This window comes from Pseudomonas sp. BN515, assembly GCF_029873155.1.
GTDB lineage: Bacteria > Pseudomonadota > Gammaproteobacteria > Pseudomonadales > Pseudomonadaceae > Metapseudomonas.
In genome coordinates this window covers 61,608-75,853 of the sequence record NZ_SSOH01000077.1, presented here as the reverse complement: position 1 = coordinate 75,853, position 14,246 = coordinate 61,608, and the positions used below count along the sequence as shown (strand labels likewise).

General features: G+C 64.7%; 10 protein-coding genes. 6 read left to right on the top strand and 4 right to left on the bottom strand.

Going from position 1 to position 14,246, the window contains the following annotated elements:
* The 3 genes from E8E91_RS21420 to E8E91_RS21410 all read left to right on the top strand — a co-directional run.
* The coding region (locus E8E91_RS21420) for a carbon starvation CstA 5TM domain-containing protein (RefSeq protein ID WP_280376561.1) at nt 1-945 on the top strand (945 nt) is incomplete at its 5' end.
* A 10-nt stretch (nt 946-955) separates the two neighbouring features.
* A complete protein-coding gene (locus E8E91_RS21415; protein WP_190826939.1) occupies nt 956-1,159 on the top strand; it encodes a YbdD/YjiX family protein in 204 nt (67 codons plus the stop codon).
* A gap of 279 nt (nt 1,160-1,438) precedes the next feature.
* On the top strand, nt 1,439-2,506 hold the full coding sequence (locus E8E91_RS21410; protein WP_280378608.1) for an extracellular solute-binding protein: 1,068 nt from the start codon (nt 1,439-1,441) through the stop codon (nt 2,504-2,506).
* Nucleotides 2,507-2,564: 58 nt separating this feature from the next.
* Here E8E91_RS21410 and glyA read toward each other — a convergent pair whose 3' ends face one another.
* Entirely contained in the window at nt 2,565-3,821 is a 1,257-nt protein-coding gene (gene glyA, locus E8E91_RS21405; protein WP_280366892.1) for a serine hydroxymethyltransferase, read from the bottom strand.
* Between the two features lie 145 nt (nt 3,822-3,966).
* Entirely contained in the window at nt 3,967-8,106 is a 4,140-nt protein-coding gene (locus E8E91_RS21400) for an EAL domain-containing protein (protein ID WP_280378614.1), read from the bottom strand.
* Between the two features lie 340 nt (nt 8,107-8,446).
* Here E8E91_RS21400 and ettA point away from each other — a divergent pair, with 340 nt between their 5' ends.
* The 3 genes from ettA (at nt 8,447) to gdhA (ending at nt 12,377) form a co-directional block, all read left to right on the top strand.
* A complete protein-coding gene (gene ettA / locus E8E91_RS21395) occupies nt 8,447-10,114 on the top strand; it encodes an energy-dependent translational throttle protein EttA (RefSeq protein WP_280378607.1) in 1,668 nt (555 codons plus the stop codon).
* 64 nt (nt 10,115-10,178) lie between these two features.
* Nucleotides 10,179-10,709: a hypothetical protein gene (locus E8E91_RS21390; RefSeq protein ID WP_280378605.1), complete on the top strand. Its 531-nt coding sequence runs from the start codon at nt 10,179-10,181 to the stop codon at nt 10,707-10,709.
* Nucleotides 10,710-11,042: 333 nt separating this feature from the next.
* Nucleotides 11,043-12,377 (top strand): NADP-specific glutamate dehydrogenase, encoded by a 1,335-nt coding sequence (gene gdhA, locus E8E91_RS21385; protein ID WP_280378603.1) that lies wholly within the window; start codon nt 11,043-11,045, stop codon nt 12,375-12,377.
* A gap of 79 nt (nt 12,378-12,456) precedes the next feature.
* On the opposite strand, the gene E8E91_RS21380 is transcribed toward gdhA, so the two are convergent.
* Together E8E91_RS21380 and E8E91_RS21375 are read right to left on the bottom strand one after the other, a co-directional pair.
* Nucleotides 12,457-12,822 (bottom strand): hypothetical protein, encoded by a 366-nt coding sequence (locus E8E91_RS21380; RefSeq protein ID WP_280378602.1) that lies wholly within the window; start codon nt 12,820-12,822, stop codon nt 12,457-12,459.
* Between the two features lie 96 nt (nt 12,823-12,918).
* The gene (locus E8E91_RS21375) at nt 12,919-14,139 is read right to left on the bottom strand and encodes an RtcB family protein (protein ID WP_280378600.1); all 1,221 of its coding nucleotides are present in this window, start codon (nt 14,137-14,139) and stop codon (nt 12,919-12,921) included.
* Between the last annotated feature and the right edge of the window lie 107 nt (nt 14,140-14,246).

The following is a 14,246-nucleotide window of genomic DNA, read 5'->3' as shown; positions in this document are numbered from 1 at the left end:
TCCTTCGTCGCCATCATGGCCATGGTCGCCGCCTCGGTGATCGAGCCGGGCGTGTACTTCGCCATGAACAGCCCGCCGGCCGTGGTCGGCGCGGATGTCGCCAGTGTGGCGGCAGCGGTGAGCAACTGGGGCTTCGCCATCACCCCCGAGCAACTGGAGGCGACCGCCAGGGACATTGGCGAACACACCATCCTGGCCCGTGCCGGCGGTGCGCCGACCCTGGCCGTGGGTATCGCGCAGATCCTCCACCAGGTGCTGCCGGGTGAGAACACCATGGCCTTCTGGTACCACTTCGCGATCCTTTTCGAGGCGCTGTTCATCCTCACTGCCGTGGATGCCGGTACCCGCGCCGGTCGCTTCATGCTGCAGGACCTCTTGGGCAACTTCGTCCCGGCCCTGAAGAAGACCGAGTCCTGGACCGCCAACGTCATCGCCACCGCCGGTTGCGTGGCCCTGTGGGGCTGGCTGCTGTACCAGGGCGTGATCGACCCGCTGGGTGGCATCAACACGCTGTGGCCGCTGTTCGGCATCTCCAACCAGATGCTGGCCGGTATCGCCCTGATGCTGGGTTGCGTGGTGCTGATCAAGATGAAGCGCCAACGCTATGTGTGGGTGACCCTGATCCCGGCCACCTGGCTGCTGATCTGCACCACCACCGCCGGAGTGATCAAACTCATCGATCCGAACCCCGCCGTCGGCTTCCTGGCCCTGGCCAAGAAATACAGCGACGCCCTGGCTGCGGGGCAGGTGCTGGCGCCGGCCAAGGACATCGGCCAGATGCAGAACGTGATCTTCAACGCCTACACCAATGCGACCCTGACCGCGCTGTTCCTCTTCGTGGTGCTGAGTGTGCTGTTCTACGCCATCAAGGTGGGCCGCAATGCCTGGATGAAACCGGAGCGCACCGACAAGGAATCGCCGTTCCAGCCGATCCCGGAAGCCTGAGGAGGGCACCATGTTCAATGACCTCAGCCGCATGGGTAAGTACCTCGGGCAGGCCGCACGCATGCTCGTGGGCATGCCCGACTACGACAATTACGTCGAGCACATGCAGCGCAAGCATCCGGACAAGCCGGTGATGAGTTACGAGGAATTCTTCCGCGAGCGCCAGGAGGCGCGTTATGGCGGCGGAAAAGGACGGCCTGTGCGTTGTTGCTGAGCTGAGAAGCAGAGGCAAGGAGCGCCACGCATTGTCGTGGCGTTTTTTTTTTGAGGGCGATTTCATGCCTGGCGTGGACGCTGCCTCAACCACGTGATTGGTCTGGCGACCAGGCACAAGACCCTACGTGACTTCGCTTCCCTGGCTCAGTGCGACCTGGCGCGCAATCCCGACAATCCGGCAGCCAGACACAAGCGTCTGGCAGGCACGGCCATGACAGCATCCGGGGTGAGCCTTCTAATCCTTCCAGCCCTCATGGGAGCAGGGCTGGAGGGAACCATGAAGAAGATGTTCTGCCTGTTGCTGTGCACGTCGCTGGCCGGATTCGTTCAGGCCGAAGAGGTGTTGCGGGTCTACAACTGGACCAACTACATCGAGCCCGAAGTGCTGGCGGCGTTCCAGCGCGAGAGCGGCATCCGTGTCGAGTACACCACCTTCAGCACCGCCGCCGAGCTGGACGCGGCCCTGGCCGGGACGACGCAATATGACCTGGTGGTGCCGTCGCATTTCCAGCTGGCCCGGCTGATTGGCGAAAAAAGTCTGCAGCCTCTGGATTTCTCCCAGCTGCCCCATGCCAACAGCCTGGACCCGGCGCTCCTGGCCATGCTGGCCGGATTCGATTCGGCGAACCGCTATGTCGTGCCTTATCTCTGGGGTTCGGTTGGGATGGTGAGCAACCCGGCTCTGGCCGAACCAGCGTTCGGCGGTGCCTTGCCGAACAGCTGGAGCCTGCTCTTCGACGAGCAGCAGCGCTCGCGTCTTGCGAGCTGCGGCCTGGGGATGCTGGATGCGCCGGAGGAAACCCTGTCACTGTGGCTCAACTACCGTGGCCGTAACCTGAGCAAGGGCGGCACCCGGCAGATCGACCAGGCGGGCAAGCAACTGCTGGCCATGCAGGGGCAGTTCCGCAATCTGGACAACGACGGCTATGTCACCGACCTGTCCAGCGGCAAGCTCTGCGTGGCCATGGCCTGGGTCGGACATGCGCTGACGGCGGCGGCGAAGAATCCGGCATTGCGCTTTCGGATTCCCGATGAAGGCGCGCTGGTGTTCATCGACAGCCTGGCCATTCCCACCAACGCCTCGCGGCCGGACCTCGCCTACCGCTTCATCGACTATCTCCTGCAGCCGGATAACGCTCGGCGCAATGCCCTGGCATCGCATTTCTACTCGTCACTCAAGGCCGACTCGCCGGAAATGGCGCGGCTGGCCAAGGAACAGCCGATGCTGGTGCCCAACCAGGCCGAGCGCAAGCGCCTCTACTTCCTGGAGCGCCTGACGCCGGAGCAGAAGGCGCGGGTCGATGCGTTGTGGCAGCAGATCAAGGCGTCGCGCACGGCGCTGTGATTTTCATGCGGCCAAGAAAAAGCCCGGCATACGCCGGGCTTTTTCGTTGCGCTGTCGCTTACTTGCCGTAAACCGGCAGCTTGGCGCAGACAGCCTTGACCTGGTCACGAACGCGGTCGATCACGGACTCGTCGCCCATGTTCTCCAGGATGTCGCAGATCCAGGTGGCCAGCTCGCGGCACTCGACTTCCTGGAAGCCACGGGTGGTGACAGCCGGGGTGCCGATACGCAGGCCGGAGGTGACGAAGGGCGAGCGCGGGTCGTTCGGCACGGAGTTCTTGTTCACGGTGATGAAGGCGCGGCCCAGGGCAGCGTCCGCATCCTTGCCGGTGATGTCCTGCTTGATCAGGGACAGCAGGAACAGGTGGTTCTGGGTACCACCGGAAACCACGTCGAAGCCGCGGTCAACGAATACCTGGGCCATGGCCTGGGCGTTCTTCACCACTTGCTCCTGGTAAGCCTTGAACTCAGGCTGCAGGGCTTCCTTGAAGCACACGGCCTTGGCGGCGATCACGTGCATCAGCGGGCCACCCTGGCCGCCGGGGAATACGGCGGAGTTCAGCTTCTTCTCGATCTCTTCGTTGGCCTTGGCCAGGATCAGGCCGCCGCGCGGGCCGCGCAGGGTCTTGTGGGTGGTGGTGGTGACCACGTCGGCGTAGGGCAGCGGGTTCGGGTAGACGCCAGCGGCAACCAGGCCGGCCACGTGGGCCATGTCGACGAACAGGTAGGCGCCTACCTTGTCGGCGATGGCGCGGAAGCGCGGGAAGTCCAGGACCTGGGAGTAGGCGGAGAAGCCGGCGATGATCATCTTCGGCTTGTGCTCAACGGCCAGGCGCTCGACTTCGTCGTAGTCGATCAGGCCGGTGGCGGTGTCCAGGCCGTACTGCACAGCCTTGTAGATCTTGCCGGAGAAGTTCACGGAAGCACCGTGGGTCAGGTGGCCACCGTGGGCCAGGCTCATGCCGAGGACGGTGTCGCCCGGCTGTACCAGGGCCTGGAATACGGCGCTGTTGGCCTGGGAGCCGGAGTGCGGCTGGACGTTGGCGTAGTCGGCGCCGAACAGTTCCTTGGCGCGGTCGATGGCCAGCTGCTCGACGATGTCGACGTACTCGCAACCACCGTAGTAGCGCTTGTGCGGGTAGCCTTCGGCGTACTTGTTGGTCAGCACGGAGCCCTGGGCTTCCATCACCGCCGGGCTGGTGTAGTTCTCGGAGGCGATGAGCTCGATGTGCTCTTCCTGGCGCTGGGCTTCTTGCTCCATGGCGGCGAACAGGTCGGCATCGTAGCGGGCGAGGGTCAAATCACGGCTGAACATGGCGGTCCTCTTAAGGATCGGTGCTAGGAAAGCTGCGCATTCTACCTGATCGGTCGCTGGCTGGCATATGAAGGTCGGTCATGTGACAGACAAGTGGCCCTCATTCAGCGCGGTGCGCCGATGGCGACGAATGCGGCGGGGCGAATCAGCTGAGGATGAAGTTGGCGCTGGTGCCGAACAACCGCTCGAACTGCGCTGCCGGCACCGGGTGACCGAACAGGTAGCCCTGCACTTCATCGCAGCCGTGTTCGCGGAGGAAGTTGAGCTGCGCGTGGGATTCGACGCCTTCGGCGATCACTGCCAGGTTCAGGCTGTGGGCCATGGCGATGATGGCGCGGGCGATCTGCGCGTCGCGCTCACCGTCCGGCAGGCCGTCGACGAAGCTGCGGTCGATCTTCAGCACGTCGATGGGGAACTGCTTGAGGTAGTTGAGCGATGAGTAACCGGTGCCGAAGTCGTCTACCGCGATGCACAGGCCGAGGCGCTTGAGGTTCTCCAGGATCTCCATGGCTTCGCCCACGTCGCGCATCAGGATGCTCTCGGTCAGCTCCAGCTCCAGGCAGGCCGGCGGCAGGCCGCTGTCTTCGATGATGGCGGCGATGCGCTCGGCAAGCTGGCCATCGGCGAACTGGCGGGCGGAGATGTTCACCGAGATCTTCGGCAGGCGCATCTTCGCCAGGTGCCAGGCCTTGAGCTGGCGGCAGGCTTCGCTGAGTACCCAGTCGCCCACCTGCACCACAAGACCGAGCTCCTCCATCACCGGCACGAATTCCCCGGGCGGCACCAGCCCGCGCTTGGGGTGGCGCCAGCGCAGCAGCGCCTCGACACCGGTCAGGCGCCGGCCGTCGCCAGAGAATTGCGGCTGGTAATAGAGCAGGAATTCGCCCTGTTCCAGCGCATGACGCAGGTCGCTTTCCAGCTCCAGGCGCTCCAGGGCGCGGGCGTTCATGTCCGCCTGGTAGAACTGGAAGTTGTTCTTGCCGCGTTCCTTGGCGTGGTACATGGCGGTGTCGGCGTTCTTCATCAGCTGGCTCAGCTCGCGGCCGTCCTGGGGCGAGAGGGCGATGCCGATGCTGGCGGTGACGAAGAACTCGCGGCCTTCGAGGACGAAGGGCCTGGCCAGGCTGTCGAGGATCTGTTCGGCGACATGGATGGCGCGGTTCAACGCACCTTCGCGGGTGGCGCGCGGTTGCAGCAGCAGGGTGAACTCGTCGCCGCCCATGCGCGCCACGGTGTCGTCTTCGTGGACGCAGGCCGCCAGGCGCACGGCGACGTCCTTGAGCATGCGATCGCCGGCGGCATGGCCGAGGGAGTCGTTGATCGGCTTGAAACGGTCGAGGTCGAGGAACATCAGCACCACCCATTCCTGGTGACGCTCGGCGTACTGCAGGGCCGTGTGCAGGCGATCCTGGAACAGGGTGCGGTTGGGCAGGTGGGTCAGGCCGTCGTAGTAGGCCAGGCGGTGGATGCGCTGCTCGCTGGCCTTGCGCTCGCTGATGTCGCTGAAGAAGCAGACGTAGCTGACCAGGTCGCCATCCTCGTCGTGCACCGCGGTGATGCCGACCCAGGCTGGATAATTGTCGCCTTCGCGGCGCTTGAGCCAGATCTCGCCTTCCCAGCTGCCGCGCTGGTTGAGCTGGCTGAGGATGAAATTGAGTTGGTTGGCCTGCTGGCGGTCGGCGGTGAGCACGGCTGGCAGTTGGTCCAGCACATCCTGGGCCTTGTGTCCTGTGATGCGGCAGAAGGCTTCGTTGACCTGGACGATATATCCGGCCGGGTCGGTGACCAGGATGGCCGAGGTGGAGTGCTCGAACACCGTGGCCGCCATGCGCATTTCCTTCTCGGCGCGGCGCTGCTGGCTGATGTCGCGACCGACGCCGAGCATGCCTTCGAAGCGGCCGTACTCGTCCCACATCAGCATGGTGCGCAGTTCCACCGGGATCTTCTGCCCATCGGCGCGCATGCAGTCGAAGAGGAACAGCCGCGACGGCATCTGGCTGCGCAATTCGGCCAGGCGTTGCGGGTTGCCCAGGGCGTTACGGACCTGCTCCAACTGCTCGAACAGGTCGAGCATCTGCCGCGGGTCGGCGGCCATGCCGTGGAAACCGTTGGCGATTGCCCAGTCGGCGCTGTAGCCGAGAACCGGTTGTACCGAGGGGCTGACGTAGTTGAGCTGCAGTTCGCTGTTGGTGGTGAAGATCACGTCGCTGATGCTTTCGGCCAGCATGCGGTAGCGGCGTCCGCTCTCGCGCATGGATTCGGTGGCCTCGATCTGCTCGGTGATGTCCTTGGCCACGCCGATCAGGCGGCTGACGCGCCCCTGCTCGTCGCGGGCCAGGGCCTGTTCGCGGATGTCGAACCAGTGCCACGTGCCGTCCTTGTGCCGCCAGCGCAGCTGGCATTGCAGCAGGAGGCCGTCGCCCACCACCTGCTGCAGGCTGCGCATGCGCCAGTACTGCTCGGCGTCGTCCGGGTGCAGCACCTCTTCCCAGAAGCGCTCGCCCATATTGCGGATGTCTTCGCGGTCGTAGCCCAACTGCGGGCCGAGGCGGTTGTTGGTGAGCATCACCCGCTTGTTGACGATGTCGTGCACATAGAGGGTATCGGGCAGCGCCAGCACCACGTCGGACCAGAAGCGCTCGCGCTCGATCAGCGAAAGCTCGACCTCCTTGCGGCTGGTGATGTCGTTGATGCTCAGGGTGACCGCTTCCAGGTCCTCGACCATGTCCGGCAGGTGCAGCACCAGCCAGATGTGCCGCATCTGGCCCTGGGCGGTGACGATCTGGCTCTCCATCTCCAGGTGCTTCTTGCCGCCCAGCAGGGCCGCCATCAGCTGAAAGCGGATGCCGCCTTCATGCAGCGGATGGGAACCGATCAATTGCCGCCAGGCCTGCTCGCTGCTGCTGACGCCCAGCAGGTGCATGGCCACCTGGTTGACCTCGGTGATCCGCAGCCGGTGCAGCAGCTCGCCGTGCTGTTGCGGGTTGTCCCTGATCCACGCGGCCAGGCCGGCACGGTCGAGCAGGCCCAGCTGGATCAGGTGCTTGCGCAGGTCGGCGAGGTCGAGCACGCAGAGGGCGATGCCCCCGCCTTCGAAGATGTCCTGGTAGCGCCGCCGGGTTTCCTGCAGCACTCGCAGGGCACGCTGCTCCTCGGTCACGTCGCGCAGTACCCAGACGTAGCCGAGCAATTGGGCGCCGTCGTTGAGGTCGTTGCGGGTCACGGCCAGCAGGCGCTGTTCGCTGCCGTGCTTGAATTGCACCAGGTCCGAGCCCAACTCGTGGTCCAGGCCGGGAGCATTGAGCAGCAATGGGTCCAGGCCCGGCAGCAAGGCCTGCAGGTGGTGGTTCTGGGCGGCCTCGCCGCTGATGCCGAACATGGCTTCGGCCTGCGGGTTGAGGTAGCTCAGGCGCCCGTCCACCTGGGTCACCAGCACGCGCTCCTCGATCACACCGAGGGCGCTTGCCGCCTGGCGCAGGGAACGCCGCGAGGCGTTGTTGAGTTCGAGCAGGCCGCGCTGCTCGCGCTGGAGGTAGTAAAGGGCGATCAGCGCCAGGCTGGCGCTGATGAGGAACAGCAGCAACTTGCTGAGCAGTTCGGGCAGCAGGTTGGTGCGCACCTGGCGTTCGTCGTGAAGGGCGCGGAGTTGCCAATCACTGTGGCCAAGGGGCGAGACGAGGATGGTCTGCGCCTCCTGTTCGGCGGTCACCGGCATCACGATGGGGCTGCTGCGGCTGAGCTTGCCGCTCTGCGCCAGGACCCGCTGGAGGAAGTGGTCTTCCAGCAGCCAGCGGTAGTCGCGGTCTTCATGCTTGAGCAGCCAGGTGCGGATGGCTTCCGCATCCAGGCGCAGGGCCCAGTAGCCGCTGGGCTCGGGCAGGGGGGACTGGCGCAGGATCAGGTAGACCTGGCCGCGGCCCTGGGGGCTGAAGGCGTAGTGGTAGGTCTGGCCTTCACCGCGCTGGACCAGGTCGGCGAGGAACAGGGCGTCGTCACTGTTGGTCTGGGTGTCCGCCAGCACGCCGCCGTTGGGATTGAGCCAGGCCAGGCTGGTAATCGATGGCAGGATGGGCCGCAGCAGGTCCATTTCCGCCAGCTGCCGGTCTTCGCCCTCTGGGTGGGGCGGTTGCTGGCGGAGCAGGGCGAGCACGGCGTCCGCCTTCATCTGCATGACTAGCTCAAGGTGACTGGCCAGCTCGCGGGTGAGGGTGTAGTTGCGCTCCCGGGCGCCGTCCTGCAACTGGCGGTACTCCTGGTGCAGCTGCCAGAGCAGCAGGGCCAGCATCAGCAGGACGAGGCCGCCCAGCAGGCCCTTGACCGAGCTACGCGCAGGAGCGTTGGCCAGGGGCTGTCCTTGCTCGGGCTGGGCGGGAGGGAGTGGGCTGGCTGGCACTAATGGCGTTCCTGCTACTGCTCATTGGGCAGGTGACGGGGCGTCCCGGGCCAAGGGGGCCGCGGACCGGCTAGCATGCCTTGAAGGCATGCAAAGTGCCAGTACGACCGACGAGCGTCGTTTGCCCTCCCCGGCGCATTCCGGTAGCTTTGCCGCACGCGCGCGGGAGCGCCTGTTCCCTGATTGTCGCTCCCCGCCTTATTCCACATTCGTCACAGCACCAAGGTCAGTCATGGCTCAATACGTCTACACCATGCACCGGGTCGGCAAGGTCGTGCCCCCGAAGCGTGAGATCCTCAAAGACATTTCCCTGTCCTTCTTCCCGGGCGCCAAGATCGGCGTGCTCGGCCTGAACGGCGCGGGTAAGTCGACCCTCCTGCGCATCATGGCCGGGGTGGACACCGAGATCGATGGTGAAGCCCGCCCGATGCCTGGCATCAAAGTCGGCTACCTGCCCCAGGAACCCAAGCTGGATCCGACCAAGACCGTGCGCGACATCGTTGAAGAGGCGGTGGGCGAAATCAAGCAGGCCCAGGCCCGCCTGGACGAGGTCTACGCTGCCTACGCAGAGCCGGACGCCGACTTCGACGCCCTGGCCGCCGAGCAGGCCAAGCTGGAAGCCATCCTCCAGGCCTCCGATGGCCACAACCTGGAGCGCCAGCTGGAAGTCGCCGCAGACGCCCTGCGCCTGCCGCAGTGGGACGCGAAGATCGAACACCTTTCCGGTGGCGAGAAGCGCCGCGTGGCCCTGTGCCGCCTGCTGCTGTCCGCCCCCGACATGCTGCTGCTGGACGAGCCGACCAACCACCTGGACGCCGACTCCGTCGCCTGGCTGGAGCACTTCCTCCATGACTTCCCGGGCACCGTGGTAGCCATTACCCACGACCGTTACTTCCTCGACAACGTTGCCGGCTGGATTCTCGAACTGGACCGCGGCCACGGCATTCCGTTCGAAGGTAACTACTCCGGCTGGCTGGAATCCAAGGCCAACCGCCTGGCCCAGGAAGCCAAGCAGGAAGCCTCCCACGCCAAGGCCATGAAGGCTGAACTGGAGTGGGTGCGCCAGGGCGCCAAGGCTCGTCAGTCCAAGTCCAAGGCCCGTCTGCAACGCTTCGAGGAAATGCAGTCGCAGGAATTCCAGAAGCGCAGCGAGACCAACGAGATCTACATCCCGGCCGGTCCGCGCCTGGGCGACAAGGTCATCGAGCTGCACAACGTCACCAAGGGCTACGGCGATCGCGTACTGATCGACGACCTGTCCCTGAGCATTCCGAAAGGCGCCATCGTCGGCGTGATCGGCGGTAACGGTGCCGGTAAGTCGACCCTGTTCCGCATGCTCACCGGCAAGGAGCAGCCGGACTCCGGTCGCATCGAGATCGGTGAAACCGTGCAAATCGCCAGCGTCGACCAGAGCCGCGATAGCCTGGAAGGCACCAAGACCGTCTGGCAGCAGGTTTCCGACGGCTTCGAGCAGATCAAGATCGGCAACTACGAAGTTCCGTCGCGCAGCTACGTCGGCCGCTTCAACTTCAAGGGCGCCGACCAGCAGAAGTTCGTCAAGGACCTCTCCGGTGGTGAGCGTGGTCGCCTGCACCTGGCCCTGACCCTGAAGCAGGGCGGCAACGTGCTGCTGCTCGACGAACCGTCCAACGACCTCGACGTGGAAACCCTGCGTGCGCTGGAAGAAGCGCTGCTGGACTTCCCCGGCGCCGCCATCGTGATTTCCCACGATCGCTGGTTCCTGGACCGTATCGCCACCCACATCCTCTCCTACGAGGACGACGGCAAGGTGAACTTCTTCGAAGGCAACTACACCGAGTTCGAAGCGGACCGCAAGAAACGCCTCGGCGAGGCTGCCGCCCAGCCGCACCGCGTGCGTTACAAGAAGCTCGCCCAGTAACTTTACCGGGCAGGCATCGCAGACAACGGGGCCTTTTGGCTCCGTTGTCGTTTCTGGAGGTTCGATGAAAGGATTCAACCACTACCTGTTCTGGCTCTCCTCCCTGGCGCTGTTCGGGGTCTGTGGCCTGTATTTCTCCTTCTATCCCTCTCCCGCCTGGAAGGTGGTTTCCGTTCCCTGCTCCTTGGCTCTGGGGGCTGGGCTCTATGCCTGGCTGGCCCGGCGCGAGCGCTTCAGCACCCTGTTCGGGCTGGAAACCGATGCCGCCCGCTGGCAGTTGCACCTGACCCTAGGGTCGTTGCTGGTGCTCGTGGTCTGGGGTGCCCTGCAGGTACCCGCTGCCGCGCTCTATACCCAATGGCTGGGTGAGGACGCCGAATTCGCCGCCCGCGTGCTGGGCAAGGAGTCTGGCGGCCTGGGTTGCCGGTTCCGTGTGGAGCTGGTGCTGGACGATGCCGCCATGGGTGTGGGTGTCTGCGTGACCGAGGATGTCTGGCACTCCCTGCCGGACCATGGCGTGGTGGTGATGCGCGGCAAGCGCAGCGAGCTGGGCATCAATCCCCGGCAGGTGCTGCGGGAGTCGGCGGAGCGCTGAGACATTGCCTGCCCCGGCCTCATCATGGCCGGCTTGTATCCAATTGCGCTGATAGTGCGAGTGCTCCGGGTGAAAACGGGCCGCTCGTGGCGTGCAGTGGTCCGTCATGGTGCGGCGTGGCTGCGAAATGGTGCATCAGGTTGCTTGGAGCAATCTGAGGGGAAAAACCTGAAATCAGCGATTTCATGCGGTGTTATTTCTTTTTCGTAGCGCCATTTACATGTAATGCACCAAAAAGATTCAGATATGCGTCACTTTGCCCTATCGAGGTGCTGGCCAGCTTGGTAGAGTCTCGCGCCATAAATTGTTCACAAAAGAAAAATGGTGAGAAACATGACGCAATCCGTCGACGCATTCCTGCAGCGCCTGAAGCAGCGCGACCCCGACCAGCCTGAGTTCCATCAGGCGGTGGAAGAGGTCCTGCGCAGCCTTTGGCCATTCCTTGAAGCCAATCCGAAGTACCTGGAGGCCGGCATCATCGAGCGGATCGTCGAGCCGGAGCGTGCCGTCCTGTTCCGGGTGCCGTGGGTCGACGATGCCGGCCGTGTGCAGGTGAACCGTGGTTATCGCGTGCAGATGAGCAGCGCCATCGGCCCGTACAAGGGCGGCCTGCGCTTCCACCCGTCGGTGAACCTGGGCGTGCTGAAGTTCCTCGCCTTCGAGCAGGTATTCAAGAATTCCCTGACCTCGCTGCCCATGGGCGGCGGCAAGGGCGGCTCGGACTTCGACCCCAAGGGCAAGAGCGACGCGGAAGTCATGCGCTTCTGCCAGTCCTTCATGAGCGAGCTGTACCGTCACATCGGTGCCGATCTCGACGTGCCGGCCGGTGATATCGGCGTCGGCGCCCGTGAAATCGGCTTCCTCTTCGGCCAGTACAAGCGCCTGTCCAACGAGTTCACCTCGGTCCTCACGGGCAAGGGCCTGGCCTACGGCGGCAGCCTGATCCGCCCCGAAGCCACCGGTTACGGCTGCGTGTACTTCGCCCAGGAGATGCTCAAGGGCATGGGCCGCGGTTTCGACGGCCAGCGCGTGGCCATCTCCGGTTCTGGCAACGTGGCCCAGTACGCGGCGCAGAAGGTGATGGAGCTGGGCGGCAAGGTGATTTCCCTGTCCGACTCCGAGGGCACCCTGTTCGCCGAAGCCGGCCTGACCCAGGAACAGTGGGAAGAGCTGATGGAGCTGAAGAACGTCCGCCGAGGACGCCTCAGCGAACTGAGTGCACCGGGCCTGCGCTTCATGCCCGGCCAGCGTCCCTGGTCGCTGGCTTGCGACATCGCGCTGCCCTGCGCGACCCAGAACGAGCTGAACGGTGAAGACGCCCGCGCGCTGCTGGCCAACGGCTGCATCTGCGTGGCCGAAGGCGCCAACATGCCGTCGACCCTCGAGGCGGTGGACCTGTTCCTCGAGGCGGGCATCCTCTTCGCCCCGGGCAAGGCGTCCAACGCCGGCGGCGTGGCTACCAGCGGTCTGGAAATGAGCCAGAACGCCATGCGCCTGCACTGGACCGCCGGCGAGGTGGACCAGCGCCTGCACGGCATCATGCAGAACATCCACCACGCATGCGTGAGCTACGGCGAAGAGAACGGCCGGATCAACTACGTGAAGGGCGCCAACATCGCCGGCTTCGTGAAAGTCGCCGACGCCATGCTGGCGCAGGGTGTGGTGTAACGGTGACTCGTTGATCCTGTGGGAGCGAATTCATTCGCGATTGAAATCGCTCCCACAGATGCCGTAATCCAGTTCTGCTTCAATCCGGATGCAGCGCCCTCCCCATGGCGTTGCCCCGATTTCTCTGCCACTCGACATCCTCCCGATCGCGGCGCCATTCCTCGTATTCGCGCTGTTCCTCGCTCTGCACCTGCGCCTGACACTGGCGGAAGCCGTCGCTCCAGCCCTCGGCATAGTTGGCATCCTTGAGATAGCGCGGCACGTTCTTGCGGAACTCGCCACTGATCACTCCTGCCGCCTGGCGACCACTGCTGCAACCATCGGCAAAGCCGTCGGCGAAGGCCGGTGGGTAACCTTGGGCGATCAGATGGTCGTGGGTGGATTCGCAGCCTGCGAGCAGGCCGGTGAGCAGGAGGGCGAGAAGGACGGCGTGACGTGACGCCATAGGTAGGCTCCCGTGCACCAAAAGGCGGGCGCACGCGCGACTGGGGTGTATTACCGGAAGTCTAGCGCTGGCGATGTGATCAAAGCGTCAAGGCCTTCAGCCCTTGACGCAGACCACCTGGCGCAGGGTGTGCACCACTTCCACCAGGTCGCGCTGGGCCGCCATCACGGCGTCGATGTCCTTGTAGGCCATCGGGATCTCGTCGATCACATCCTTGTCCTTGCGGCATTCCACATGGGCGGTGGCGCGGACCTGGTCTTCCACGGTGAACAGTTTCTTCGCCCGCCCACGGCTCATCGCGCGACCGGCGCCGTGGCTGCAGGAGCAGAACGCTTCTTCGTTGCCCAGTCCGCGGACGATGAAGCTCTTCGCGCCCATGGAGCCGGGAATGATGCCCAGCTCACCCTTCTGCGCCGACACCGCGCCCTTGCGCGTCACCAGCACTTCGCGGCCGAAGTGCCATTCCTTCTGCACATAGTTGTGGTGGCAGTTCACCGCTTCCAGGCTGGCGTCGAAGGGTCGTTTGAGCACCTTGCGGGCAGCGTCGATCACCGCCTGCATCATCAGGGCGCGGTTCTGCCGGGCGAAGTCCTGGGCCCAGCCCACGGCTTCCACGTAGTCGTCGAAGTGCCTGCTGCGTTCCTCGAAGTAGGCCAGGTCGCGGTCCGGCAGGTTGGCGATGTGTTGGCGCATGTCGGCCTGGGCCAGCTCGATGAACAGGGTGCCGATGGCATTGCCCACCCCGCGCGAGCCGCTGTGCAGCATGAACCAGACGCGGTCGGCCTCGTCCAGGCAGACCTCGATGAAGTGGTTGCCGGTGCCCAGTGTTCCCAGGTGATGGCGGTTGTTGGTCTTCTCCAGGCGCGGGTACTTCGCGGTGATGGCCTTGAAGCGCCTTGCCAGGGGCCGCCAGGCCTGGTCGGCGGCATCCGGCACGTTGTCCCAGGCGCCCTGGTCGTGCCGGCCGAAGGTCTTGCCGTGGGGCACCGCGCGTTCGATGGCGCTGCGCAGACCGTGAAGATTGTCCGGCAGGTCGGCGGCGCGCAGGGAGGTGAGGGCAGCAATCATGCCGCAGCCGATATCCACGCCCACGGCGGCGGGGATGATGGCGCCCACGGTCGGGATCACGCTGCCGATGGTCGAGCCCTTGCCCAGGTGCACGTCGGGCATCACCGCCAGATGCTTGAAGATGAAGGGCATCCTGGCCGTGTTGATCAACTGCTGGCGGGCTTCGTCTTCCACCGGCACGCCCTGGGTCCAGAGCTTGATCGGCTTGCCGTTGGAAACTTCCAGCAATTGGGAACCGTTGGTGTTCATCTGCATCGCCTGACGAGGGTGTGGATAACCATTCTGGGCCCGTTGTGGCGGGCCGGGCGCGCATCTTACCGGTGGTGCGGGGTAGTGAAATCCGTAGGAGCGAACTC